The organism is Nonomuraea sp. NPDC049624 (genome assembly GCF_040675255.1).
Classification (GTDB): Bacteria; Actinomycetota; Actinomycetes; order Streptosporangiales; family Streptosporangiaceae; genus Nonomuraea.
On record NZ_JBFAOR010000009.1, the window covers coordinates 161,421 to 184,589 of the forward strand.

The 23,169-nt window shown below is 73.8% G+C and carries 21 protein-coding genes and 2 pseudogenes; 12 read left to right on the forward strand and 11 right to left on the reverse strand.

Annotation, left to right across the window (positions count from 1 at the left end; all coding sequences use genetic code 11):
• The first annotated feature begins 211 nt into the window (after positions 1-211).
• Positions 212-682, forward strand: a complete 471-nt coding sequence (locus AB0J76_RS34625; protein ID WP_352327412.1) for a carboxymuconolactone decarboxylase family protein — start codon at positions 212-214, stop codon at positions 680-682.
• A 53-nt stretch (positions 683-735) separates the two neighbouring features.
• Complete coding sequence (locus AB0J76_RS34630; RefSeq protein WP_352327411.1) at positions 736-1,218, forward strand: carboxymuconolactone decarboxylase family protein; 483 nt, start codon at positions 736-738, stop codon at positions 1,216-1,218.
• Positions 1,219-1,706: 488 nt separating this feature from the next.
• Here the strand turns inward: AB0J76_RS34630 and AB0J76_RS34635 are convergent, their stop codons facing one another.
• Both AB0J76_RS34635 and AB0J76_RS34640 read right to left on the reverse strand, forming a co-directional pair.
• On the reverse strand, positions 1,707-2,564 hold the full coding sequence (locus AB0J76_RS34635; RefSeq protein ID WP_352327410.1) for an NAD(P)H-binding protein: 858 nt from the start codon (positions 2,562-2,564) through the stop codon (positions 1,707-1,709).
• 168 nt (positions 2,565-2,732) lie between these two features.
• Positions 2,733-3,362 (reverse strand): LysE family translocator, encoded by a 630-nt coding sequence (locus AB0J76_RS34640; RefSeq protein WP_364391897.1) that lies wholly within the window; start codon positions 3,360-3,362, stop codon positions 2,733-2,735.
• Positions 3,363-3,427: 65 nt separating this feature from the next.
• Between AB0J76_RS34640 and AB0J76_RS34645 the strand changes: the two genes are divergently transcribed.
• Entirely contained in the window at positions 3,428-4,765 is a 1,338-nt protein-coding gene (locus AB0J76_RS34645; RefSeq protein WP_352327408.1) for a PLP-dependent aminotransferase family protein, read from the forward strand.
• Positions 4,766-4,849: 84 nt separating this feature from the next.
• On the opposite strand, the gene AB0J76_RS34650 is transcribed toward AB0J76_RS34645, so the two are convergent.
• Positions 4,850-5,266: a CBS domain-containing protein gene (locus tag AB0J76_RS34650; protein ID WP_352327407.1), complete on the reverse strand. Its 417-nt coding sequence runs from the start codon at positions 5,264-5,266 to the stop codon at positions 4,850-4,852.
• Between the two features lie 64 nt (positions 5,267-5,330).
• On the reverse strand, positions 5,331-6,746 hold the full coding sequence (locus tag AB0J76_RS34655; protein ID WP_352327406.1) for a HAMP domain-containing sensor histidine kinase: 1,416 nt from the start codon (positions 6,744-6,746) through the stop codon (positions 5,331-5,333).
• A 341-nt stretch (positions 6,747-7,087) separates the two neighbouring features.
• Here AB0J76_RS34655 and AB0J76_RS34660 point away from each other — a divergent pair, with 341 nt between their 5' ends.
• The 3 genes from AB0J76_RS34660 to AB0J76_RS34670 are packed head-to-tail and all read left to right on the forward strand — an operon-like array spanning position 7,088 to position 9,641.
• A complete protein-coding gene (locus AB0J76_RS34660) occupies positions 7,088-8,065 on the forward strand; it encodes an ABC transporter substrate-binding protein (RefSeq protein WP_352327405.1) in 978 nt (325 codons plus the stop codon).
• Complete coding sequence (locus AB0J76_RS34665; RefSeq protein ID WP_352327404.1) at positions 8,062-8,838, forward strand: ABC transporter permease; 777 nt, start codon at positions 8,062-8,064, stop codon at positions 8,836-8,838. Before AB0J76_RS34660 ends, AB0J76_RS34665 begins: the two co-directional genes overlap by 4 nt.
• Positions 8,835-9,641, forward strand: a complete 807-nt coding sequence (locus tag AB0J76_RS34670) for an ABC transporter permease subunit (protein ID WP_364391903.1) — start codon at positions 8,835-8,837, stop codon at positions 9,639-9,641. Before AB0J76_RS34665 ends, AB0J76_RS34670 begins: the two co-directional genes overlap by 4 nt.
• A 3-nt stretch (positions 9,642-9,644) precedes the next feature.
• On the opposite strand, the gene AB0J76_RS34675 is transcribed toward AB0J76_RS34670, so the two are convergent.
• The 3 genes from AB0J76_RS34675 to AB0J76_RS34685 are packed head-to-tail and all read right to left on the reverse strand — an operon-like array spanning position 9,645 to position 12,495.
• Positions 9,645-10,637, reverse strand: a complete 993-nt coding sequence (locus AB0J76_RS34675) for a nitrilase-related carbon-nitrogen hydrolase (protein ID WP_352327402.1) — start codon at positions 10,635-10,637, stop codon at positions 9,645-9,647.
• 1 nt (position 10,638) lies between these two features.
• On the reverse strand, positions 10,639-11,082 hold the full coding sequence (locus AB0J76_RS34680) for a hypothetical protein (protein ID WP_352327401.1): 444 nt from the start codon (positions 11,080-11,082) through the stop codon (positions 10,639-10,641).
• A gap of 3 nt (positions 11,083-11,085) precedes the next feature.
• A complete protein-coding gene (locus tag AB0J76_RS34685) occupies positions 11,086-12,495 on the reverse strand; it encodes an aldehyde dehydrogenase family protein (RefSeq protein ID WP_364391908.1) in 1,410 nt (469 codons plus the stop codon).
• A 55-nt stretch (positions 12,496-12,550) separates the two neighbouring features.
• On the opposite strand from AB0J76_RS34685, the gene AB0J76_RS34690 reads away from it, so the two are divergent.
• Entirely contained in the window at positions 12,551-13,054 is a 504-nt protein-coding gene (locus tag AB0J76_RS34690; RefSeq protein WP_352327386.1) for a hypothetical protein, read from the forward strand.
• A gap of 6 nt (positions 13,055-13,060) precedes the next feature.
• On the opposite strand, the gene AB0J76_RS34695 is transcribed toward AB0J76_RS34690, so the two are convergent.
• Complete coding sequence (locus AB0J76_RS34695) at positions 13,061-14,515, reverse strand: serine/threonine-protein kinase (protein ID WP_364391912.1); 1,455 nt, start codon at positions 14,513-14,515, stop codon at positions 13,061-13,063.
• A gap of 149 nt (positions 14,516-14,664) precedes the next feature.
• Positions 14,665-15,663, reverse strand: a complete 999-nt coding sequence (locus tag AB0J76_RS34700; RefSeq protein ID WP_352326451.1) for a hypothetical protein — start codon at positions 15,661-15,663, stop codon at positions 14,665-14,667.
• A gap of 152 nt (positions 15,664-15,815) precedes the next feature.
• Here AB0J76_RS34700 and AB0J76_RS34705 point away from each other — a divergent pair, with 152 nt between their 5' ends.
• Positions 15,816-18,773 (forward strand): S8 family serine peptidase, encoded by a 2,958-nt coding sequence (locus AB0J76_RS34705; RefSeq protein ID WP_352326453.1) that lies wholly within the window; start codon positions 15,816-15,818, stop codon positions 18,771-18,773.
• Here AB0J76_RS34705 and AB0J76_RS34710 read toward each other — a convergent pair.
• The gene (locus AB0J76_RS34710) at positions 18,766-19,635 is read right to left on the reverse strand and encodes an SDR family NAD(P)-dependent oxidoreductase (protein ID WP_352326455.1); all 870 of its coding nucleotides are present in this window, start codon (positions 19,633-19,635) and stop codon (positions 18,766-18,768) included. The two genes, AB0J76_RS34705 and AB0J76_RS34710, sit on opposite strands and share 8 nt — an antisense overlap.
• 120 nt (positions 19,636-19,755) lie before the next feature.
• Here AB0J76_RS34710 and AB0J76_RS34715 point away from each other — a divergent pair.
• The 4 genes and pseudogenes from AB0J76_RS34715 to AB0J76_RS34730 all read left to right on the forward strand — a co-directional run.
• Positions 19,756-20,169, forward strand: a pseudogene (locus AB0J76_RS34715) (LysR family transcriptional regulator); the annotation flags it as partial.
• A gap of 118 nt (positions 20,170-20,287) precedes the next feature.
• Positions 20,288-20,662: pseudogene (locus AB0J76_RS34720) on the forward strand (LysR substrate-binding domain-containing protein); the annotation flags it as partial.
• A gap of 26 nt (positions 20,663-20,688) precedes the next feature.
• Positions 20,689-21,381 carry an HAD-IA family hydrolase gene (locus tag AB0J76_RS34725; RefSeq protein WP_352326464.1) on the forward strand — a complete coding sequence of 231 codons (693 nt, stop codon included), beginning with the start codon at positions 20,689-20,691 and terminating at the stop codon, positions 21,379-21,381.
• Between the two features lie 35 nt (positions 21,382-21,416).
• Positions 21,417-21,572, forward strand: a complete 156-nt coding sequence (locus AB0J76_RS34730) for a hypothetical protein (RefSeq protein WP_352326456.1) — start codon at positions 21,417-21,419, stop codon at positions 21,570-21,572.
• Positions 21,573-21,581: 9 nt separating this feature from the next.
• Here the strand turns inward: AB0J76_RS34730 and AB0J76_RS34735 are convergent, their stop codons facing one another.
• Positions 21,582-23,150 carry an FAD-dependent oxidoreductase gene (locus AB0J76_RS34735; protein WP_352326457.1) on the reverse strand — a complete coding sequence of 523 codons (1,569 nt, stop codon included), beginning with the start codon at positions 23,148-23,150 and terminating at the stop codon, positions 21,582-21,584.
• Positions 23,151-23,169 lie beyond the last annotated feature (19 nt).

Genomic DNA, 23,169 nt, shown 5'->3' on the forward strand with positions numbered 1-23,169 from the left:
CCTTGGGCGGGTGGTGGCCACAGAACTTGACGCCCGCTGACCACCAGAGTATATCTTCGTGCAGTAATTGCACAGCAGTGCAGTAAATGCACACGAGTTCAACGAATTTTTCAGGGCCTGTATGACGCAAGTCACCTGAGCGGCTCTGTCACAGAACCCCGACCTCCGGCATCTCATGACCGAGCCGACAACAGCAGCAAGGAGCACTTCCGTGGAAAGCCGCCTGAACCTCTTCGCCAGCCCCGCCGTCGCCAAGGCCCTCGGGCACTACGGCGCGGCGGCCCCGGTGCTCATCCAGGAGTCGGCGTTGCCGGCCACGACCCAGAACCTGGTGATGCTGCGCGCGAGCCAGATCAACGGCGACCCCTACGCCACCGACGTTCACGGCAAGAACGCCGCGCACGCCGGCGAGACCGTCGCGCGCCTGAACCTGGTCGCCACGTGGCGCGGGTCCACGGTGTTCACCGACGCCGAGCGCGCCGCCCTGGAGCTGACCGAGCAGGGCACCCGCATCGCCGACGGCGCCGGCGGCATCACCGACGAGGCCTGGGCGAACGCCGCCGAGCACTACGACGACGACCAGCTCGCCGCCCTGGTGGCGTTCATCGCCCTCATCAACGCCACCAACCGCTTCGCCGTGATCAACCGGCAGCGGGGCGGGGCGTACCAGCCCGCCCAGTGACGATCCACAGCACCGACCGAACGACACACCACCCCGCGAGTGAGGACTTTGCCATGGAGCGCTTCGACCTGCTGACCAACGAGCTGGGCGCCAAGATCGCCAAGCGGATCTACAACGTCGCCGTACTGATCGAGAAGTCGCCGCTGCCCAAGGCGACTCAGGATCTGGTGATGCTACGCGCCAGCCAGATCAACGGCTGCGGCTTCTGCGTCGACTACCACACCAAGGACGCCGCGGTGGCGGGCGAGAGCGCGACCCGCCTCCACCTGGTCGCCGCCTGGCGCGAGTCGACGGTGTTCACCGACGCCGAGCGGGCCGCATTGGCGCTCGCCGAGGAGGGCACCCGGATCGCCGACGGCCACCACGGCGTGTCGGATGAGACCTGGGCCGAGGTGCGCAAGCACTACGACGACGACCAGACCGTCGCGCTGGTCTCGCTGGTCGCCATGATCAACGCCAACAACCGGCTCAACGTGATCGTGCGCAAGCCCGGGGGTTCCTACCAGCCCGGCATGTTCACCGACATGGCCAACTGATCGGCGCCTACGGCCACCCCGGATGAGTCCTGCACGCAGGCCGACACCGGCGACCCGAAACGGCCACGGGATGTCCAGGCCGTTTCGGCATGGGCGACGCCCTTGTGCCTTCTGGTCGTCGGGGTGTTCACGAGTACGGCCGACCTGGAGTGGAAGGGGCCATCGCAAGATCGCTTCCCGAACTCATGGAGATCGTTTCCCGCTCAACCTGCGACATGGAGACCGTCATGCCGGCCCCGTGTCGTTTGTGAGCCAGGGCGCCACAGGCCGATGAGGTCAGCGTCGAGCCTCGAAAGTGCCTTTCGTCGGAGGGGGGTGCATGCGCATCACCCGCGCCCGCCAGGACCTTCTCCGAAGTTCACGGCTGGTTGGGGAGCGACAGCGCCCGGGACAAGAGTGCCGGGGATCACGGGCAGAACTGGCGGGTGGTGCCTACGACATGCGGCAGGCGGGGCCTGGCGACATCGCCCGCCGCATGTCGTAGGACGTCAGGTGGCTGGGGCGAATTCGTCGGCATGGTCGGCCGCCCACTGCGCGAGCGTGCGACCCTTCCTGCCGGCGATCTGCTCGAAGGCGGGTGAGACGGACGGTGGCTCGTCGGCGTACTCGGCCTGGTAGCACAGGACGTACTCGGCGATCTCCATGGGGAGCCCGGCCTTGATGTAGGCCTGGCGGGCCTGCCCGAACGTCAGCCCTTCGAACGCGATCGGGCGGCCGAGCCCGGCGCTGATCGCCTCTGCCTGCTGCCGGTGAGTGAGCGCCTCGGGCCCGGTCAGGTCGTAGGCCCGGCCCGCGTGGCCGTCCTGCAGCAGGGCGATCGCCGCGACCTCGGCGATGTCCTCTTCATGGACGGGGACGCCGACGCCGTCGGGGTAGGCGTTGCGGACCACGTCCTCCTTGCGGATGGACTCACCCCAGACATCGAGCTTGTTGACGGCGAACTCGCCGGGACGTATGTGGGTCCAGGTCGCCCCGGAGTCCTCGACGATCCGTTCCACGGCGTGCAGCATCTCGAAGCTCCCGGCCCGCTGTACCGTGACGGCAGCGCCGGACATGCACACGATCCGGCTCACCCCGGCCGCCACGGCGCGGTTGACGAAGACCCGCGCCAGGACGGTCGCATGCTCCGGGTCGAAGAGGCCGGCGATGAGGAACACGCCCTGCACCCCGTCGAACGACAGGTCGCCTGGACGGTTCAGGTCGCCCTGCACGACGTCGACCCCGTCGGGCAGCCCGGCGTCCTCGGGGTTGCGGCTGAGTGCCCGGACGGGCCGTCCGGCCGCGACGAGCCGATCGACCACGTGCCTGCCCACGGTGCCGGTCGCTCCGGTCACAAGGATGGTCATGGAGAACCTCTCTGTGGATACCGACGATGGGTGCGGGCCCGCTGCCGAAGACGGTAGGACAGGTCCGGCAGGCCTCGCATATGGAACGTTCCCACCTTGGTGTTCATGGTGCCCGGGCAGAGGCTCACACAACAACTGTGGAGTGGTTCACCCGTTTTGACCGGAGGCTCAGGTGACGGCCAGGGTGACGGCCAGCACGGCGAGCAGTGAGCCCATGGCGAGACGTTGCGTACGCAGCCAGGAGGGATGGGCGGCCAGGAAGCCGGCGATGCTCCCGGCGGCCAGCACGATCGACAGGTTGACCAGGAGCGCGACGGCGATCTGGATGCAGCCGAGGATGACGCCCTGGAGCAGGACGTTCCCCTGATCGAGATCGATGAACTGCGGGATGATCGACACGTAGAGGATGGCGATCTTCGGGTTGAGCAGGTTGGTCATCAGACCCATCATGAAGAGCCGCCGCGGGGAGTCCGGCAGCACGCGGCCCACCGCGAAGACGGAGACGCCGCCCGGTTTGAGCGTCTTCCAGGCCAGCCACAGCAGGTAGGCGGCTCCCGCGATCCTGATGGCGGTCAGCAGTTCGGGGACCGCGGCGAACAGCACCGCCAATCCGAGATTCGCCCCCAGCAGGTAGACGAGGAAGCCCGTCGCGACGCCGGCCAGGGAGATGATCCCGGCCGACCGGCCCTGACTGGTGCTCCTGGAGACGAGATACATCATGTTGGGGCCCGGGGACAGCACCATTCCGAGCGCCACGGACACCACGCCGAGCACCGCACTCTGTTCAATCACGGGCATGAAGCTATCCGTGCGGCAATATCGGTACAATAGGAAAAATTGTACTCGGAGCGATTTTTGATTGGATGACCGATATGGAGGACTTCCGGCAGGTCGCCGACGCCATCGCCACCGAGATCGAGATCGGGAGACTGCGCCCGGGCGACCGGTTGCCGCCGCAACGGGTCTTCGCGCGCCGGCACGGCATCGCCAACTCCACCGCCGCCCGCGTCTACCAGGAACTCACGCGCCGCGGCCTCACCGTCGGAGAGGTCGGCCGCGGCACGTTCGTACGGGCCGCGACGCCGCAGCAGGGACTGGCCCTGACCGAGCCTGCGACCAGCAGGATCGACCTCGAACTCAACTACCCCGTCGTGCCCGGGCAGGCGAAGCTGCTCGCCGACGGCATCGGCCCGTTGTTGCGGCCCGACGTGCTGGAGTCGGCCATGCGGCCGGTCGGCGCCGCGGGCACCCCGCAGGCGCGCGGCGCCGTCGCCGACCTGCTCACCCGGGCGGAATGGCGTCCTGATCCGGATCGGGTGCTCTTCGCGGGCAACGGCCGCCAGGCGATCGCCGCCGCCATCGCCGCGATCGTCCCTCCGGGCGGGCGGCTCGGCGTGGAAGAGCTCACCTACCCCGTACTCAAGGCGATCGCCGCCCGCCTCGGCGTCACGCTCGTCCCGTTGCGCATCGACGGGGCCGGCCTCGACCCGGCGGCCGTCGAGGCCGCGGGGCCGCTCAAGGCCGTCTACCTGCAGCCGACGTTGCACAACCCGCTGTCGTTCAGCATGCCCGTGGAGCGCAGGGCCGAGCTCGCGGCTGTCCTCGCGCGCCTGGACCTACCCGCGATCGAAGACTCGATCTGGTCCTTCCTCCGCGAGGACCTGCCGCCCCTGGCCGCTTTCGCACCCGAGCGGACGATCCTCGTGGACAGCCTGTCCAAACGGCTCGCAGCCGGCCTGTCGCTCGGCTTCGCCCACATGCCCGGCCCCGCCGTCGCAGGCGTGGCGGCGGCCCTGCGCTCCGGGGGGTGGACGCCGATGCGGTTCGCGCTGGAGTCGGCCACCCGGTGGCTGACCGACGACACGGTGCGGTCGATCGCCCAGGCCAAGCGGCAGGATGCCGCCACGCGCCAAGCGCTGGCCGCCCGTCACCTCGACGGCTTCGCGATACAGAGCGACCCGTGCTCCTACTACTGCTGGTGGGAGCTCCCGCCGCCGTGGCGAACCGACACGTTCGTGGCAGCCGCCGCCAGGCACGGCATCGCCGTCACCCCCGCCGCCGCCTTCGCCGTCAGTGGCACCAACGCGTCCAACGCCGTCCGCCTCGGCCTCGCCTCCCCCTCCATCCCAACGCTGTCCCACGCCTTGGCCACCCTCGCCGGCCTCGCCCGCTCCAGCCCGTACGACCTCATGGCGGAGTGACGGGCTCCAGCCATCGAGCGGCCCGCGGTTCCGATGCCGGAATGGGAAGAGTCAGACCATTCCCTTGCGCTTCGTGGCGCCGGGTCAGTCCGTGGTGAGGGCGTCGAGCAGGTCGCCCACCTTGGCGTCGGGCACGGACTTGGCCACTTCGGCGAGCGCGACGATCCCGACGAGCCGGTGCCCGTCGATGACCGGCAGGCGCCGCACGCGGTGGCCGGCCATGGTGCGCAGGATCTCGCGGGCGTCGTCGTCGGCGCCGACGGTGACGGCCTCGCCCTGGGCCAGCTCGCCCGCCCGGCACTGGGCCGGGTCCTTGCCCGCGGCCAGCACCTTCACCACGATGTCGCGGTCGGTGAGCATGCCCTTGAGGCGGTCGTCGGAGCCGCAGATGGGCAGCGAGCCGACGTCCATGCGGGCCATCTTCTCGGCGGCCACCAGCACGGAATCCTCGGCGCTGACGCACTCCGCGTGCGGGGTCATGATCTCTCGTGCGGTCGGCACGGTGTTCCTCCTCGTCTCGGGGTCCCGCCCGACTGCCCGCCGCCCGGCCGCCGAAACCGGTCGCCTAGCGCGGCCGGCCGTCCGGGCCGGGGGCGGGCAGCGGGAGGCGCAGGGCGAAGCAGGGGCCGTCCGGGGTGTCCTCGATCTCCAGGTCGCCCTGGTGGGCGCGGGCGATGGCGCGGGAGATGGCCAGGCCCAGCCCGCTGCCCCCGGGATCGCGCCGGCGTCCCTCCGACAGGCGGACGAAGGGGTCGAACACCCGCTCGCGGTCGTCGGGCGCGACGCCCGCGCCGTCGTCGCGGACCGAGACCACCGCTTGGCCGTCGCGGCGCTCCACCCGGACCTCGACCACCGTGCGGGTGTGCCGCTGGGCGTTGACCAGCAGGTTCGTCAGCACCTCGCCGAGCTGGACGCGGTTGCCCAGCACCTGGAGGTCCTCCTCGACGTGCACCCGGATCAGCAGCCCCGCCCGCCGGCCGGCGACCTCCTCCCGGACCAGCTCGCCGAGCCGCACCGGCTCCCGGTCGTGCGGGGAGGCCGTGCGGACGCGGGCCAGCAGCAGCATCTCCTCGATGATCACCTGGAACCGGTCGGCGGTGGACAGCGCGTCGCTCAGGGCGGCGCGGGGGTCCACGTCGGGGTAGGTCAGCGCCTCCTCCAGCCGGGCGCGCAGGCCGGTCAGCGGCGTGCGCAGCTCGTGGGAGACCATGGAGGAGAAGTTGCGCTGCTGCTCGACCGCCTCCTCCAGGCGGGCCAGCGTCCTGTTGGCGGTACGCGCGAGCTCGGCCACCGCGTCGCCGCCGGGCGGCTCGGGCACCCGCTTGCTCAGGTCGGTGACGGTGATCTCGGCCATCCTGGCCCGCATCGCCTCGACCGGCCGCAGCGTACGCCCGATCAGGAACGCGGCGATCCAGGTGATCAACGCGCTGACGGCCAGGCCCCCGGCGACGATGATCAGCTCCAGGCGGTGGGTGGACAGCAGCGGCGGCTCCACCCGGGCGGCGTAGACGACGTGGGGCGCGCCGCGCCACAGGAACCGCTCCTCCTGCGGCGAGGGCCGGGTGGCGGTGAACATCAGGCACTCGTCCCCCCGGCAGGCCACGCCGTGCCGGATACGGTCGTCGGAGGGCGGCCAGAGTGTGCTGATGGGCGGCCTGCTCCGAGCGGCGCGGCTGGCCGCGACCACCTGGCCGCGGGCGTCCACGAGCTGGATGAGGTCGACGTAGGACGTGGTGACCGGGGGCGGGAAGGTGGTGCCCATCGAGCCGATCCACTCGGTGGTGGCCCGCTGGGTGTCGGCGAAGACGTCCTGCCGGATCCTGTCGCGGATCAGCAGGTCGAGGGCGACGCCGATCGCCGCGCAGACGACGAGCGACAACACGGCGGTCGCCAGGATGAGACGCGCCTGGACCGAGAGCCGGAGCGGCCGCAGGGCCCCCACCCCCTCACCGGTCTCGCCCGGGACTCCTGCCGCCCACATGCTCTCAACCCGGCTCTCATGGCACGCCCAAGGAGCGGCAATGACCTCGTCGGCGGCGCTGCGCAGTTCAGCAATTGATCCCGCAATGGCAAGGGATATACACGAATAACCGATTTACCGTGACTTATACCGACCGTCAGATTCGTCAATACAAATGCCCGATTCAATTCATGGCGGCCGCCGCGGATCCTGCTGTACGATCACCATTCGTGGCAGCGGGGCTTTCCGGTGGCGCCGAATGTGTCGGGGGTTCGGGCGATTCGGGCCCACGCCCGTCCGTGCGCGCCGCGATCATCCCCTTGCCCGGCCAGAGATCGCGCCGGCCGTCAGGAGAGAGCATCGTGAAGATCGCACACGCCGCCGCCGCGCTGGCCCTCGTCACGGGCCTCGCGGCCTGCGGCGGCGCCCCGGCCCCTCCCCCCACCAGCGGCTCGGGGAGTTCCGGCGGGCTGGAGAAGACCCAGCTCCTCGTCGGCGTGGTGCCGGTGCCGTCGGCGGCGCCGCTGTTCATCGCCGAGAAACGCGGTTTCTTCAAAGCCGAGGGGCTGACGGTCAAGACCGAGATCATCCAGGCCCCTCAGGCGGTCATGCCGAAAATTCTCAACGGCAGCATGGACGCGTTCCTGACCTCCTACGTCTCGCTGCTGTCCATCAACGATTCCGGCGCGGCCAAGCTCAAACTGTTCCAGCACAGCCAGGAGTCGGCCCCCGGAGTCGCGTCCGTCGTCGTGCCCAAGGGGTCGCCGGTCAGATCCGCCACCGACCTGAAGGGCAAGACGGTCGCGGTCAACGTGCTCAAGGCGCTGGGCCAGACGGTCACCAACGCCCACCTCCAGCAGGCCGGGCTCGCCCCCGACGACGTCAAGTACGTGGCGATGCCGTTCAACGAGCAGCTCGGCGCGCTGGCCTCGGGCAAGGTCGACGCCGCCTGGCTGGTCGAGCCGTTCCTGACCGCCGCCAAGAAGGCGGGCGGCACCGAGGTGATCGACACCATGTCGGGCCCCACCGCGGGCATCCCGATCGACGGCTGGGGCGTGTCCGAGTCCTGGCTGGCCGCCAACCCCCGCACCGCCGCCGCCTTCCACCGCGCCCTGGCCAAGGCCCAGGGCGTCGCCGCCGCCGACCGCAAGGCGATCGACGAGGTCATCCCGACGTACACGCAGATCGACGCGGCGAGCGCGGCGGCCATGAAGCTCGGCGTCTTCTCGATGGAGCCGCCCCGGGAGGGCTTCCAGAAGCTGGCCGACCTGCTCGTCGGCTACGGCTACCTGAAGAGCAGGCCCGACGTCGGCACGCAGATCGCGACCGGCCTGGAATGATCACGCGAGGCGGGCGGCTGGTTCTGGGGGCGGCCGGGGTCGCCGGGGCGCTGGTCCTGACCGAGGCCGCGGGCCGGGCCGGGCTCATCGACCCCGGGGTGCTGCCGTACGCCTCCGACGTCCTGGCCGCCGCGGCCGGGCTGGCGGCTGACGGCGCCTTCCACGCGCAGGTGCTGGCCACGCTCGGCGCGTGCGCGGCCGGCCTGCTGATCGCGATCGCGGTGGCGGTGCCGGCCGGGCTGCTGCTCGGCACGGTGCCGGTGGTGGAACGCTCGGCGCGGCCGCTGGTGGAGTTCCTGCGGCCGATCCCGTCGGTGTCGCTGATCCCGCTGGCCATGTTCCTGTTCCCCGACAGCGCCGACGCCAAGACCTCGCTGATCGTCTACACCTGCTGCTGGCCGCTGCTGGTCAACACCATGTACGGCCTGTCCGACGTCGACCCGCAGGCCAAGGAGACGCTGCGCAGCTTCGGCTTCGGCCCGCTGGCGGTCGTGCTGCGGGTCTCGCTGCCGAGCGCCGCGCCGTTCGTCGCCACCGGCGTGCGCATCTCCGTCGGGGTCACCCTCATCGTCGCCGTCAGCGTGGAGCTCATCGCGGGCGGCGACGGCATCGGCACGTTCCTGCTCCAGGCCGGCAGCGCCAACCACGTCGACCGGGTGCTGGCCGGCACGCTGTGGGCGGGCCTGCTCGGGCTGGCGGCCAACCTGCTGGTCACCACGGCCGAGCGGCGGCTGTTCCGCTGGCACCACGCCCGCGCGCAGGGCGCGGCGTGACCCGGCCGGGGCCGGGCGGGGCCGTGGCGACCGTCTGGCGGCGGGCGCGCCGCCACTGGCTGCTGCCCGTGGTGGCGGTGTTGTGGGAGCTGGTCGCCCGGCAGGCGGCGGCCGTCTACTTCCCGCCGCCCAGCACGATCCTGGCGCGGCTGCGCGAGATGTGGTTCTCCGGCTCGCCGGGCCGGCTGTTCCTGACCGACGAGGCGGTCGCCGACCTGCTGCCCAGCCTCGGGCGGCTGGTGGCGGGCTGGGCGCTGGCCGCGCTGGCGGGGGTGGCGCTGGGCCTGGCCCTGGGCCGCCTGGAGTGGCTGGCGGCGCTGGCCGAGCCGCTGCTGCATCTCGGCCGCTCGGTGCCGCCCGCGGCGCTGCTGCCGGTGTTCCTGCTGCTGTTCAAGATCGGCACCCCGATGCAGCTCGCCTCGATCGTGTACGGGGTCGTGTGGCCCGTACTGATCAACTCGATGGACGGCGGCCGCCACGTCGACCGCGGCTACCTCGACACCGGCCGGGTCTTCCGCCTGTCGGCGGCCACCCGCCTGTTCCACGTCGTCCTGCCCGCCGCCGCGCCGAAGATCCTGGCCGGGCTGCGACTCAGCGTGTCGCTGGCGCTGATCATGATGGTGATCTCCGAGCTGTACGGCAGCAGCGAGGGCATCGGCCACCGGCTGCTGGAGGCGCAGAGCCAGTTCGACATCCCGGCCATGTGGGCCGGCATCGTGCTGCTGGGCGTGCTCGGCGTGGCGCTCAACTCGATCTTCCTGGCGGCCGAGCGGGGGCTGCTGCGCCGCTACGCCCGCGCCTGACGCTCAGCCCCGGCCGTGCAGGCGTTCGATGACCTCGCGCTGCCGGGCGAGGTGGAAGCCGCGGTCCGGGGCGGTGTCCAGGTCGGCGGGCCGTTCGACGTCGTGCGCGGCGTACTCGCGCGCCCACAGCCCGGTCTTGACCCGGCTGGGCAGGTTCGCCATGCCGGGCCGGCGGCGGGCGCGGCGCAGCGCGGCCAGGTCCAGCTCGGCGGCGGCGACCAGCGTCTCCCCCGGCCCCGCCTGGGCCAGCGCGCGGCCCTCGTGGTCGATCACCTCCGAGCCGCCGTTGACCGAGTCGCCCGGGATCGCGATGCCGGACAACCCCGCGGTGTTGGCCGAGACGACGAAGGCCAGGTTCTCCACCGCGCGGGCGCGGCGGGCGACGGCCTTGGGCGTCAGGGCGGGCGAGTACGCCTCGGAGGTCGGGTTGCAGAACACCTCCGCGCCGCGCAGCGCCAGCGCCCTGGCCAGCTCGGGCACCAGGATCTCCTCCGAGGCGAGCGCGGCCAGGTTGCCGATCTCGGTGCGCGCGACCGGCAGCACGCCGTCGAGGCCGTACCGGTCGAGGTAGCGTTCCCACACGTCGTACGGCGTGGGCGTGAACAGCGAGTGCAGCCGCCGGTAGCGCAACACCGCCTCCCCCGCCGGGGAGAGGATCACGCACGCCTGGAAGTACAGGCCGGGGAAGTGCTCGTCGCGCTCGTAGGCGTTGACGCACAGGAACACGTCGTTGTCGGCGGCGATCGCGGCCAGCGCCCGGTACTCGGGCCCGTCCACGTCGAGTGCGGCCTTCTCGCGCCACTCGGCCGGGCCCTGCCCGGCGGGGAAGCCGGTCAGGACGTACTCCGGCAGCACCACCAGCCGCAGGGCGGGGCCGAGCCACGCCTTGCTGCCGCCGACGCGCTCCGCCACCCGCCCGACGGCGGCGGCCAGGTCGGCGCGGTCGGTGACGGCCCTGGCCGCGATCTGGAGCGCCAGGGCGGTGCAGGCGGTCATGTCAGGCGGTCCTGTGCTCGTCGATCAGGGTGCGCCGGACACACTCGCCGTTCCTGATCCACTGCCAGGTGCGGCTGCGGGAGTCGCCGTCTGGGCTCAGCACGATCAGCTCGAACAGCCGCAGGTCGTCGCCCTCGGCCTTGAAGCGCCAGGTCAGGTAGATGGTGTTGTCGTCGAGCTCCCAGAACTGGCCGGTCAGCCGGTCGGTGTCGAACGCGCACCGGCCGCCGCCCAGGTACGTGCCGGGGAACTCGTGCACCTCGGTGCGGCCGTCGTCCCAGCGGTAGCGGTTGGTCTGGTGGTAGCCGGTGTCGTCGACGATCGCGCAGGTCATCTCGACGTGGTGGCGGTCGATCACGGCGCCGTCCTTGTCGACGTGCACGTACTCGCCGGCCCATTCGCCCTCGTGGCGGGCCAGCAGCGGCATCTCGGCACGCAGTCCCATGCTCTATCCCTCCCTGGGGTGCCACCACGGGTCGGCGGCGCCGGACCGGTTGATCAGGTACGCCCTGCGGCGCAGGAACCGGCCGATCGAGGCGGCGCCCATGCGCGAGCCGCCGAGCCCCGACAGGCCGAAGGAGTTCTTCTCGCCCTCGTGGACGAGCGCGGTCAGCGCGGCGTCGTTGACGCTGACCGCACCGGCGTTCAGCCGGGCCGCGACGGCCAGCGCCTCCTTCTCGGTGGCGGCGAACACGGCGGCCGACAGCCCGTACGCGCTGTCGTTGGCCAGCTCCACCGCCTCCTCCGCCCCGGAGACGGCCATGACCGGCAGCACCGGCCCGAACGTCTCCTCGGTCATGACCAGCATGTCGTGCCGCACCCGCGACAACACGGTGGGACGGCACCACAGCCCGCCGCCGTGCCGCTCGATCGCGCCGCCCGTGTGGGTCAGCGCGCCCTTGGCGGCGGCGTCGGCCAGGTGGGCCGCGATCACGCCGGCCTGCGCGGGGTCGATGATCGGCCCGATGGGGCCGCCCTCGCAGGTCAGCCGGGTCCGCGCGGCCCTGTCGGCGAGCAGGCCGAGGAAGGCGTCGCAGGCGTCGCGCTCGACGTAGACGCGTTCGATCGACTGGCAGGACTGCCCGGCGTTGGCCGTGCCGCCCCACAGGACGGCCTCGGCCGCCCGTTCCAGGTCGGCGCCCGCCAGCACGATCGCCGGGTCCTTGCCGCCCAGCTCCAGGTGGGCGGGGACGAACGCGCGCGCCGCGGCCTCGGCCACCCGGCGGCCGGTCGGCACGCTGCCGGTGAACACGACGGTGTCCACCAGCCCGACGAGCCGTTCGCCGGTCTCGGCGGCCCCCTCGACCAGCCGCAGCGGCAGCTCGGCCGGGACCAGCCGCATCAGCGGCTCGATGAAGCGCGGCGTCACCTCGCTCGGCTTGACCAGCACCGCGCAGCCGGCCGCCAGCGCGGGCAGCGCGTCGATCAGGGCGAGCAGCAGCGGGAAGTTCCAGGGGCTGATCACCCCGGCCAGCTCGTACGGCACCGCGTCGCCGCCCACGGCGATGCCCGGCAGCGCGGCCGGCCGTTCGGGCGGGGGCGCGAGCAGGGCGGGGGCCTGGCGCGCCCAGCGTTCGGCGAGCCCGGCGGTGAGCTGCCGTTCCAGCCTGGACTCGGCCTCCCGGCCCGTGTCGGCCACCAGCGCGGCCAGCAGCTCGTCGTCGGCCGCCAGCGCCCGGCCGAACGCGGCCAGCACCTCGCCCCGGTCGGCGGCCCGGTCGGGGGCCCGCCAGGCGGGGGCCATCGCGCGCAGCCCGGCCGCGATCTCCGCCAGCCGGCCGGGGCCGACGGGCGCGAGCGGCCGCTCGGCGCGCCCGGTGCGCGGGTTCCTGACGACGTGCCCGGTCGAAGGCGTCACGAGGCCCATTCTGAGCACGTTGACCGGCGCGGTGTCCAGCCGTACGCTACCCCGAATGATCTTCGATGCCGGGGAGCTGCTGCGGGTGCGCGCGGCGCTGCGCGCGGCCGGCTGCGAGGTGTGGATCGCCGGCGGCTGGGGCGTCGACGCCCTCGCCGGCCGGGCCACCCGCGACCACCACGACCTCGACCTGCTGCACCGGGCCGAGCAGGAGCCGCGCGTGATCGGGGCGCTGGAGGCGCTCGGCTACACCGAGCGGGACGGCGCGGTGCCCGGCCGGCCGGCCCGATTCGTCATGGCCGACGACCTCGGCCGCGAGCTCGACCTGCATCCGCTCCGCTTCGCCGCGGACGGCTCGGCCGTGCAGGACCTCGACGACCGGGGCGGCGCGCTCTTCTACCCGGCGGCCGCCTTCGCCTCGGGCACGGTCGCCGGGCGGCGCGTGCCGTGCCTGTCGGCGGCCCAGCAGCTCGCCTTCCACCAGGGGTACGAGCCGAGGGCACACGACCTGCACGACCTGGCGCTGCTGCGGGACCTGCCCGGAGTCACCGGCGGCTGAGGCCGGTCAGCTCTGGAGGAGCGCGGCGATCGTCGCCAGCAGCGCGATCGGGCCCATGACGGCCACCGTCACCACGGTCGCGCTGCGGCCGGGCAGCAGGCGGGCCAGCACGCGGGCGGCCCTGCGCCGCGCGGGCCCCGCGCCGGGCAGCACGAACAGCCCCAGCGTGAACGCGCCCGCCGCCAGGGCCTCGGCGTGGCTGGTGCTCGATCCGGCCGCCTCCAGCAGGCCGGCCACGCCCAGGCCGCAGGCCAGCGACAGCAGCAGGCTCCCCATGCCCACGAGCGCGGCGCGGGACGGCGTCGGCCGCTCCTCGGACAGGAAGTGGTCGGCGACGCGCAGCGCCAGCGAGAGCGCCACCGCCAGCAGGCCGCCGACGACCGGCGTGACGACGGTCGTGGCCGACAGCGTCACCAGCGCCAGCACGCCGACGAACGCGCTGCTGGTCACGAAGCGCCGCAGGTCGAACGGCTCGGCGGGGGCGGCGGGCTCGGGGGCGGGCCGCGGGCGTTCCCACTGCCGGTCGGCGTGGACGGTGGGGGCGGGCGGCGCCGGCTGCTCGTGGTGGCCGCGCGGCGCGTACTCGACCGGCGGGAGCAGGGCGGAGACGGCGTCCATGGTGAGCGTGCTGGCGCCGGGCGGTTCGGGCGCCAGCGGGCGGCCGCCGGGGTCGAGCGCACCGGCCTGCCGCAGCAGCTCCCGGGCGACGGGCCGGGCCGCCGGGTCGACGCGCAGCGCGCCGGCCAGCCAGCCGCGCAGCCACGCGGGGGCCTCGTCGAGCCGCGCCCGTCCCTCCATGGTGTTGAAGCAGACGGCCTCGAACGACCCGGTGCCGAACGGCGGCAGCCCCGTGGCCGCGAAGAACACCGTCGAGGCCAGCGCGTGCACGTCGGCCGCCGGGGTGACCTGCGAGGCCCGGATGATCTCCGGCGCCAGGTAGCCGGGCGTGCCGACGAACATGCCCGACTGCGTCAGGCGGGCCGCGTCGACCAGGTGGGCGATGCCGAAGTCGATGACCAGCGGCTCGCCGCCGACCAGCATGACGTTGGCCGGTTTGAGGTCGCGGTGGATCACGCCGGCCGCGTGGATGTCGACCAGCGCCTGGCACAGCCCGCGCGCGAGCCTGACGACCGCGTGGGGCTCCAGGGGGCCGTCGGTCAGGACGGCCTGCTCCAGCGTGCGCCCGTCGGCGAAGCGCGTCACGACGTAGGGCCGGGGGGCGTCGAACTCGGCGTCGACGACCTCGGCGACGTACCGGCTGCGCACCCGGCGCATGGTCTCCACCTCGCGCACCAGGCGGTCGCGCGCCTTGAGGTCGGCGGCGACGTGCGGATGCAGCACCTTGATCGCGACCTGGCGGCCCGCGCCGTCGAGACCGAGGTGGGCGACCCCCATGCCGCCTTCGCCGATCTTCCTGATCACCCGGTAAGGGCCGAGATGCTCCTGCGTCTGAGCACTCATCCTCGACGTCATCCTCCGTGTTCCCCCGTTGTTCCCCCGCCGGCCGTGCACCGGCGCGCGGCGAGGATCATTCTCCCGCAGCGCACCCCCCGAGATGCACAGTAAGCGAAGATCGAGCGAAGTGCGGCGATATGGAAGGCGGTATGAAATCAGAGCCAGCCGCGGGCGGCCGCCTCCGCGCCCGCCTGGAAGCGGCTGGTCACGCCGAGGCTCTCCACCACGGCGGCGATCTTGCGGGTGGCCGTCCTGGGGCTGACGCCGAGGTGACGGCCGATGGCCTCGTCCTTGAGCCCGGCGTTGAGCAGGCGCAGCACGAGCAGGTCCGCCTCCGCCGGGCGTTCCTGCGCCGCCTGCGGCAGCCCGGCCAGCGGCCGGCCGCGCTCCCAATAGACGTCGAACAGCTCGACCAGGGCGTCCAGCAGCCGCGAGGGGTGCAGCAGGGCGATGTTGTCGTAGACGCCGTCCACCAGCGGGAACAGGCCGATCCTGCGGTCGGCGATGCGCAGCTTGAACGGCAGGTGCGCGACGAACCTGGACCGCTCGCCCTCCTCGGCCAGCCGGATCAGCGTCTCCAGACGGCCGGGCCGGTCCAGGGACTCGGCGCAGTAGACCACCCGGATGTCCACGCCGCGCGCCAGCAGCTGCCGGGTGCCGGCCAGCTCCGACTCGTTGGTGTCGTGGGAGTCGTCGGGGCGGCCCACATAGGGCGGACGGTCGAAGCCGAGCAGCTCCACGCCGACCGTCCGCTGCAACTCGGTGATCACCCGCTTGACGGCCTCCTCACCGGCCAGCACCTCCACGACCCCGGCGGGCCCCGAGCCCATCCGGCCGGAGTGGTAGAGCTGGGCGAAGTCCGACACGACCGTCCGGACCGCCGCGAGGCGCGCCTCGGTCTCCAGGCGCCGGCGGTCCACCAGCCACTCGATCGCCGCCTCCGGCGGCACGGCCTCGTACCGGCCGGGTCCGGTGCGGCGCAGCAGCCCGGCGTCGGCCAGACGGGCCAGCCCGGCGCGCACGCGGGCGGGGCCGGTCTCCAGCGCGGCCGCGGCCTGGGACGTGCGCAGGCCGGGCCCGCGCAGCAGCAGCCGGTACAGCCGCTCGTCGAAGTCCGACAGGCCCACCGCGCCGAGCACAGAGCCGTCCGCCACAAAGCACCTTCCGAAAATGTCGTTTTTGGTCACGTGGCCGAAAATGTCAGCACTATATCTCGACACTGATCTCCACTGGACGCTTGACTCCATGGCGGCCCTCCGGTGATCCTCCCCGGACGGGTGACCAGGCTCGTCCCCCTTGAGGAGCAATGTCCCGCAACACCCGCGTTCACCGCGCACTGGCACTGGCCGCCGCGCTGGCGGTCACCGCCGCCGTCCCGGCCGTGGCCGGGCCCGCAGCGGCAGCCGCCCCGCCCGCCGCCCCCTCCCCCGGCCCGTCCCCCTACGTCGTCACCCTGACCGAGTCGCCTTTGGCCACCTACGACGGCGGCGTCACCGGCATCGCGCCCACCAAGGGCGGCAAGGGCAGGAAGGTGGACACCACCAGCCCCCACGCCAGGCGCTACCGCGACCGCCTGACCGCCCGGCAGGACGAGGTGGCCCGCAGCGTCGGCGCGTCCGCCACCGCCCACCACGTGGTCGCCTCCAACAGCTTCACCGCCGACCTCACCCCGGCCCAGGCCCTGCGGCTGCACGCCACCCGGGGCGTGCTCTCGGTCACGCCGGACGTCCTGCACAAGGCCCTGGACGACCGGAACTCCACCGACTTCCTGCGCCTGTCCGGCGACCGCGGCCTGTGGGCCGCCCTCGGCGGCACCGGCAAGGCGGGCAAGGGCGTGGTCGTCGGCGTCGTCGACACCGGCATCTGGCCGGAGAACCCGTCCTTCGCCGGCCCCGCCCTCGGCACCGAGCCGCCCGGCGGCGCCGACCCGTACCGTCCCTATCTCAAGGACGGCGCCACGGTCATGCGGAAGGCCGACGGCGGAACGTTCACCGGCAGCTGCCAGACCGGGGAGCGCTTCACCGCCGACCTGTGCAACGGCAAGCTGGTCAGCGCCCGCTACTTCGGCGAGCAGTGGCTGCGGCAGACCCCGCCGCAGCAGCGCGACGACTTCGCCTCACCGCGCGACGCCCAGGGCCACGGCTCGCACACCGCCGGGACCGCGGCGGGCAACCACGGCGTCCCGGCCGCCGCGAACGGCATCGACTTCGGCACGGTGTCCGGCGTCGCGCCGGGCGCGGCGATCGCCGTCTACAAGGCGCTGTGGCAGGGCAAGGACGGCGGCACGACGGGCGGCTTCAGCTCCGACCTCATCGCGGCCATCGACCAGGCGGTGGCCGACGGCGTGGACGTGATCAACTACTCGATCGGCAGCGCGATGTCGGAATCGCCCGCCGACGACCCGATCCAGCTCGCCTTCCTGGCCGCCGCCCAGGCCGGCGTCTTCGTCGCGACCGCCGGCGGCAACTCCGGCCCCGACGCCTCCACGCTGGACAACACCGCGCCCTGGACGACGACCGTCGCCGCCGGCACGATCGCGCCGCGCCGGGGCGAGGTCCGGCTCGGCGACGGCGCCGCCTACCGGGGCATCAGCACCTCGGTCGTCGCGCCGCTCGGCCCCGTGCCGCTGGTCACCGCCGTGTCGGTGAAGGCCGGTCAGGCGGCCGACGCCGACGCCGAGGTGTGCGCGGCCGGCTCGCTCGACCCGGCCAGGGCCGCCGGCAAGATCGTCTACTGCGCGCGCGGGACGACGGCCCGCGTGGAGAAGTCGGCCGAGGTCAGGCGGGCCGGCGGCGTGGGCATGGTGCTGGGCAACCCGACCCCGCAGTCCACCGACGCCGACCTGCACGCCGTGCCGACCGTGCACGTGGACGCGCCCGACGCCGGGAGGATCGCGGCGTACGCGGCCACGCCGGGCGCGACGGCCACCCTGCTCCCGGCCCCCGCCGACGGCGTGGCCTACCCCGAGGTGACCAGCTTCTCCTCGCGCGGCCCCGCCCTGTCCGCCAAGGGCGACCTGCTCAAGCCGGACGTCACCGCCCCCGGCGCGGCGATCCTGGCCGCCGTGGCGCCGCCCGGCAACGACGGCAAGGACTTCGACTTCTACTCCGGCACCTCGATGGCCACCCCGCACATCGCCGGCCTGGCCGCCCTCTACCTCGGCCGGCATCCCCAGCTGTCGCCGATGGCGATCAAGTCGGCCATGATGACCACCGCCTACGACACCAGGACCCCGGACGTCTTCGCCCAGGGCGCCGGGCACGTGGACCCGTCCCGCATGTTCACCCCCGGCCTGGTCTACGACGCCGGGCCGAAGGACTGGTACGGGTTCCTGGAGGGCCTCGGCGTGGCCACCGGCACCGGCGTGGCGCCGCTGGCCGCCTCCGACCTGAACTACCCGACGATCGCGGTGGCCGAGCTGTTCGGCTCGCGCACGGTCACCCGCCGGGTGACGGCGCTCACGCCGGGCGTCTACCACGCCTCGATCGAGGTGCCCGGGTTCAGGGCGAAGGTCAAGCCGTCCACGCTGGTGTTCAAGGAGGCCGGCCAGGCCAGGGAGTTCACCGTCACGCTGGAGACGCTGCCCGAGGCCACCGGCGGGACCGCCGCCGGGCGGCTCACCTGGACCGGGGCGGGCATCAGCGTGCGCAGCGCGATCGTGGCCACGCCGCTGAGCGCCAGGGCGCCCGCCGAGGTGCGCGGCTCGGGCGCGGCCGGCTCGCTCTCCTTCGAGGTGACGCCGGGGCTGAAGAAGTTCCAGGTCACCCCGTACGGGCCGGTCTCGGGAGCCGAGACGCCCGGCACGGTGAGCCAGGACGAGGTGTGGGGCCGCGAGATCCCGATCACGGTGCCCGAGGGCGCCAGGGCCGCCGCGTTCCGCATCAAGGCGGCGAACCCGGACGCCCAGGTGGGCGGCCTGCTCGTCTACGAGGGCGCCGGCGGGCGCGAGTTCGAGGCCTGGCTGTCCAGCCCGGACGGCGACCACCGCGCCGCGCTCTCCCGCCCGCGGCCCGGCAGGCACACCCTGATCGTGCTCAGCCTCGGTGACCTGCCCGGGACGGCGTCCACGGCGTTCACCACCCAGGCCGACATCGTGGAGGCGGGCCACGCGCGTGGCGCGCTCACCGTGACGCCGGCCCGCCCGAAGGTGACCGCCGGCACGCCGTTCACGCTGACCGCGTCCTGGACGGGCGTGACCCAGCGCGTCAACACCGGCTACGTCGAGTACCCCAACGGCGCCGGGACGATCGTCACGATCAACTAGCCGCCCGCCGCTCCGGCCGCCACTCCGGCCGCCACGGGAGAACCCGTCCGAACCGGACGAGTTCCCCGTAGTGGCCGGGGTCCACCGGGCCGAGGGCCAGGTCGAGCAGGGGGACGGCGGCCTGCTCCGGCGAAGGCGCGCCGCTGACGTCCCACCACAGGCCGGACGTCGGCGTGTTGATCATCCCGGGGCAGACGGCCGCCAGCAGGATCCCGCGGCGGGCGTCCTCCTCCCGCCGCCGTCCGGCCAGCGCCCGCACCGCGGCGACCTGCCAGACCTTGGACGGGATGTTGACGAACCCCGGCCAGGACTGGGCGCGGGCGCTCCCGTCCTTGACCGCGTCGCGCCAGGCGGCCACCTGCGCGTCCACCTCCTCCAGGGTGGTCAGCCCGTCGAAGCGGTCGTGCAGGACGGGGGCCACGTGGTGCAGCGTGCCCAGCGAGCTGCCGACCACCAGGAACCTGCCGCCGTCCCGGACCAGCGGGGCGAAGGCGCGCAGGAGCCGGGTGGTGCCGAAGTTGTTCACCTCGGTGTAGGCGTCGATGAGGGCGCGCATGTCGTCGTCCGGGCCGACGCGCATGACGGCGTTGCCGGCGACGACGTCCACGCCGCCGTGCCGCTCGCGCAGCAGGCCGGCGAACTCGGCGGCGGCCCGCGGGTCGGCCACGTCGAACAGCTCGCCGCGGACGCGGGCGCCGGTCGCCGGCATCGCCGCCACGGCCGCGGCCACGCGGGCGGCGTCGCGCCCGGTGAGGTAGACGGTGTCGTCCGGCGTCATCCGGCGGGCCAGCCCTTCGACGAGGGCCAGTCCGAGCCCCTGCGTCGCGCCGGTCACCAGGGCGACCTTCGGGGTGGTGCTCATGGGTGCTCCTTCGGGGAATGGTTCTGCGAGCCGGTGCGCGCTCCCGGCACCGGCCAGGTTAGGAGCGGCCGGGGGCATTCGGGTAGCGAAAGTTCCTCAAGTCCGGTATGCGTGATCGTCATGGCCTTCACCGACGCGTCGCTCACCGCCCTGCGGGTCTTCCGCGAGGTCGCCGAGCGGGGCACGCTCACCGCGGCGGCCACCGCACTCGGCTACACGCAGTCCGCCGTGTCCCGGCAGGTCGCCGCGCTCGAACGCGCCGCCGGGGCCCGCCTGCTGGAGCGGCGGCACGACGGCGTGCGCCTGACCGCCGCAGGACGGCTCGTGCTGCGCCGCGCCGCGGCCGTCGTGGACGAGGTCGACGCCGCGGCCAGGGAGCTGGCCGGGCTGCCCGGCGAGCCGGCGACCGTGCGGTTCGGCTGGTTCGCCTCCGCGGGGGCCGCGCTGGTGCCCCGCGCGCTGGCCGAGCTGCGCCGCACGCGTCCGTCCATCGCGGTCACCGGGCGGGAGGACGGCAGCTCGGCGCTGGTGCGCGCGTTGCGGGCCGGCACGCTGGACGTGGCCCTGCTCAGCTCGGCCCCGCCGTTCCGCGCCCCGGACGCCGAGACGCCGCCGCTGGACATCGAGATCCTCACCGAGCGCGGCCGTCCCCGCCGGGCACCCGCTGGCCAGGGGCGAGTACGTGGACGTCGCCGACCTGCACGGCCGCCCCTGGATCGCCGGCCCGGCCGCCCCGGCGGGCGAGAGCCCCACCCTGGGCGTGTGGCCGGGCCTGGACGAGCGGCCGGAGACGGTGTTCGTCGTCCGCGACTGGCTGGCCAAGCTCGCCCTCGTGGCGGCCGGCTGCGGGCTGACCACGGTGCCGGCGTCGATGGGCGCGGCCGTGCCGGAGGGCGTACGGGTGCTGCCGGTGCGGGGCGGCCCGCGCGAGCAGCGGCGGCTGCTGCTGGCCCGCCTCCCCGGCCCTCTCCCCGGGCCGGTCGCGGACCTGGCGGGCGCGCTGCGCGCCGCCGCCGTCGGCTCCTGAGGCGGCCACCGGTTATGGTGTGGCCTGTGATCCGTGCCGTGGTGGTTGATGTCGACGACACCCTGTGCCTCACCGAGGCCGCGTGCTTCGAGCTGGAGAACGAGGTCCTGGGGCGGCTCGGCCACGGGCCCATGTCCAGGGCGGTGCACGTGGCGACCTGGGGCCGGCCACTGCACGAGGCCATGCCGCTGCGCTCGCCCGGCCTCGACCTGGCCGCCTACCTGCCCCTGCATCACGCGGTGCTGCGCGAGTACGTGGCGGCCGGGCTGGTCGACGTCGTCCCGGGGGAGAACCTGCGCGCGATCGACGAGCTCAACGCGGCCGGGCGCGCGGTCATGCTGCTGACCTCGCGCGACGAGGCCGAGATGGAGCACCTGATGGCGCCGGGCCACGCGCTCGACGGCCGGATCGCGGCCGTCTACCACGCCGGCAACACCCGCTTCGGCAAGCCCGACCCGCGCGCCTTCGACGAGCTGCTGGCCGCCACCGGCCTGGCCCCCGATGAATGCCTCTACGTGGGCGACTCCCCCACCGACGCGGCGGCGGCCACCGGCGCGGGCCTGCGGTTCGTCGCCTGCATGCAGAGCGGGCTGCGCAGGCCCGCCGACTTCGCCCCGCACCCGGTCGACGCCTTCATCGACGCCTTCCCCGACCTGGCCGGCACCGTCGCCCTGCTGGAACAGGCCGCCCGCGGCCCGCTGACGACGGCCCTCGACTGACGCCTCCCGCCCCCCAGGACAGCAGTCACCGGGGGATGTCCGCGGGCCTGGCCTACTTCTCGGGGATCTTCGGCGTGGGCGGGACGATCGCGCTGGTGGGCCGGCCGGACGGGCTGATCGCCGCGATCGTCATGCTGGTCGCCCTCACCGTGATCAACGTGGCCGTCGCCCTGCGCGAGCGCCGCCGCTGAGCGCCCGGGTCAGCCGCGCCGCCGGATCCTCAGCACGTTGTCGACGCGGACGGCCGGCGTGCCGCCCGGGGCGGTCTGGGCGCGGTCGAACTCCTCGGCCCGCAGCACCTCCCACTCCCCCTCGGCCAGCTCCAGAGCGTCCAGCACCTGCTGCGGGGTGGGCAGCTCGACGCGGGCCTCGGGCTCCCACGGCGGGGGGCCGGCGTGCCCGAGCACCAGGAGCTGGCCGCCGGGCGCGACGGCCGCGGCGGCGGCGCGCAGGACCTTCTCGCGCGACAGTTCGGCGGGCGAGTGCAGGTAGCTCGCGGTGACCAGGTCGTACTCGCCCTCGGGGAAGGACTCGGCCAGGTCGTGGCGCTGCCACTCGATGCGCTCGGCCACGCCCGCGTCCGCGGCGTGGGCGGCGGCGCGGGCCAGGGCCACGCCGGAGATGTCGGCGGCGGTGACCCGCCAGCCGCGGCGGGCCAGCCACACGGCGTCGGCGCCCTCGCCGCAGCCCAGTTCCAGCGCGGTGCCGGGGGCCAGGTCGGCGACCTCCTCGACCAGGCGCGCGTTGGGGTTGCCGCTCCAGATCCGGTCGGCCTGCCCGTAGCGGCCGTCCCAGAACTGTTCGCCGGAGAGCGGCGGGCCCGCGGCGGCCGCCACCGCGCGGCGGGTCTCCTCCTCGATCAGGTCGGCGTTGATCGCCGCGGCCGCCCTGACCCCGGCGGCGGCGGCGCCGATGACGTTCTCGCCCAGGTTGGCCACGTTCCCGGCCACCCACACACCGGGGACGCCGGTCGCGCCGGCCGGGTCGGCGGGCACGTGGACGCCCATGACGTGCCCGTTCATGAGCTGCTCGGCCGTCTCGACGCCGAGCCCGGCCAGCAGGGCCGAGCGGGCGGTGAAGCGCGGGGCGACCACGAAGGCCCGGCACGGGACGACGTCGCCGTTCTCCAGGGTGACGCCGGTGAGCGGGCCGGAGTCCGGCGACAGGCCGGCGACCCGCCCTTCGACGACGGTGACGCCGCGCGCGGCCAGCCTGGCCCGGTCCTCCTCGCCGAGCGGGGGGGCGGTGTGCGTGAAGAGCGTCACGTCGTCGCTCCACTGCCGCCACAGCAGCGCCTGGTGGGCGGCGATCGAGCCGGCGGCCAGCACGCCGATCGGCTGGTCGCGCACCTCCCACCCGTGGCAGTACGGGCAGTGCAGCACCTCCCGGCCCCACCGTTCGGCCACGCCGGGCAGGTCGGGCAGCTCGTCCACCAGGCCCGTGGTGACCAGCAGCCGGTCCGCCACGACCGCGGACCCGTCGGCCAGCCGGACGCGGAAACCGCCGGCGTCCAGGCGTTCGGCCGCCACGGCCGAGCCGGTGACGAGCTCGCCGCCGTACCCGGTCACCTCCTCGCGGCCGGCGGCCAAGAGGTCGAGCGGCGGGGTGCCCTCCCGGCCCAGGTAGGTGTGCACGCCGTCGGCCGGCGCGTTGCGCGGCCGGCCCTCGTCGATCACCAGCACCCGGCGGCGGGCCCTGCTCAGGGTCAGGGCGCCGCTGAGCCCGGCGGCCCCGCCGCCGACGACCACCACGTCGTACTTGTCGTCCATCGTGTTCCTCCAGAGATGT

Excerpts from the sequence above, each read along its gene's own strand:
- AB0J76_RS34630 (WP_352327411.1), top strand. The coding sequence starts at position 736 with ATGGAGCGCTTCGACCTGCTGACCAACGAGCTGGGCGCCAAGATCGCC.
- AB0J76_RS34635 (WP_352327410.1), bottom strand. The coding sequence starts at position 2,564 with ATGACCATCCTTGTGACCGGAGCGACCGGCACCGTGGGCAGGCACGTG.
- AB0J76_RS34640 (WP_364391897.1), bottom strand. The coding sequence starts at position 3,362 with ATGCCCGTGATTGAACAGAGTGCGGTGCTCGGCGTGGTGTCCGTGGCG.
- AB0J76_RS34645 (WP_352327408.1), top strand. The coding sequence starts at position 3,428 with ATGACCGATATGGAGGACTTCCGGCAGGTCGCCGACGCCATCGCCACC.
- AB0J76_RS34655 (WP_352327406.1), bottom strand. The coding sequence starts at position 6,746 with ATGTGGGCGGCAGGAGTCCCGGGCGAGACCGGTGAGGGGGTGGGGGCC.
- AB0J76_RS34665 (WP_352327404.1), top strand. The coding sequence starts at position 8,062 with ATGATCACGCGAGGCGGGCGGCTGGTTCTGGGGGCGGCCGGGGTCGCC.
- AB0J76_RS34675 (WP_352327402.1), bottom strand. The coding sequence starts at position 10,637 with ATGACCGCCTGCACCGCCCTGGCGCTCCAGATCGCGGCCAGGGCCGTC.
- AB0J76_RS34680 (WP_352327401.1), bottom strand. The coding sequence starts at position 11,082 with ATGGGACTGCGTGCCGAGATGCCGCTGCTGGCCCGCCACGAGGGCGAA.
- AB0J76_RS34690 (WP_352327386.1), top strand. The coding sequence starts at position 12,551 with ATGATCTTCGATGCCGGGGAGCTGCTGCGGGTGCGCGCGGCGCTGCGC.
- AB0J76_RS34695 (WP_364391912.1), bottom strand. The coding sequence starts at position 14,515 with ATGAGTGCTCAGACGCAGGAGCATCTCGGCCCTTACCGGGTGATCAGG.
- AB0J76_RS34705 (WP_352326453.1), top strand. The coding sequence starts at position 15,816 with ATGTCCCGCAACACCCGCGTTCACCGCGCACTGGCACTGGCCGCCGCG.
- AB0J76_RS34710 (WP_352326455.1), bottom strand. The coding sequence starts at position 19,635 with ATGAGCACCACCCCGAAGGTCGCCCTGGTGACCGGCGCGACGCAGGGG.
- AB0J76_RS34730 (WP_352326456.1), top strand. The coding sequence starts at position 21,417 with ATGTCCGCGGGCCTGGCCTACTTCTCGGGGATCTTCGGCGTGGGCGGG.
- AB0J76_RS34735 (WP_352326457.1), bottom strand. The coding sequence starts at position 23,150 with ATGGACGACAAGTACGACGTGGTGGTCGTCGGCGGCGGGGCCGCCGGG.